General features: G+C 28.0%; 1 protein-coding gene. It reads right to left on the reverse strand.

Annotated elements, in window-relative coordinates; genetic code table 11:
* A partial coding sequence (locus OL66_RS02635) for a DnaB-like helicase C-terminal domain-containing protein (RefSeq protein WP_034172348.1) occupies positions 1-785 on the reverse strand: 785 nt, incomplete at both ends.

Raw genomic sequence — 785 nt, forward strand, 5'->3', positions numbered from 1 at the left:
ATCTAGAGGAATTTGAGTTTGGTGGGCTAATAAACGATTTAAATTTTCTTCTAAGGTCATTTCATAAGAAAATACCAAAATATGAGGATAATGAGATATTTCTTTGTGTTTGGTTTTTGCTATATCTAAAAGAAGATTATAGACAAAAGTTGTTTTACCTAATCCAGTATACCCCCCAATAGTTATGATTTGGCCTTTTTTGAATCCTTTTGTGGATTGGTTGAGTCCTTTAAAAGTTTCTGATAAACGGTAATATTCTTCTTGGATTTTTTGTTTTGATTGTTGATCGGTATCAAAAAATTCAGGATGTAAAGAGGCCATTTGGTTTAAAGTAAAGTGTGTTTTATCGTTTTTGTGGGGGATTGAAGAGATAAAATTTCTTAATTTATCAAATATTTCTTGGTAATATAAATTTTTGTGGTAAGGGTCTTGGTTTTCGTATGTTGGGCTAATGATTTTTATTAATTGTTGAAATAGTTTTTCTTGGGTGTAGGTATGTTTTAGATTGTCTAAAAAATGAGTATTATTTTGGTTATTAAAATCATCATTTAAATAATTTAAAGAATCTAAAGTAAAATTATCTTGGGGGAAATTAGTTTGTAAATATGTTAATAACTCTTTGATAATAATGGGTTTTGTAGTGGGTTTGTCCCACGGATGAGATATTTGTTTTTCTAAAAATAAATATTTTAAAGCTGTAAATATTTTTGTATTTTTGGGGTCAAGTAAATTTTTGGGGTTGATTATTTGGCAATAAAGGTTTAACTTTTCCCATTGGCCTTGTT

This window comes from Chrysanthemum yellows phytoplasma, from assembly GCF_000803325.1.
In the GTDB taxonomy this organism is placed as follows: domain Bacteria; phylum Bacillota_I; class Bacilli_A; order Acholeplasmatales; family Acholeplasmataceae; genus Phytoplasma; species Phytoplasma asteris.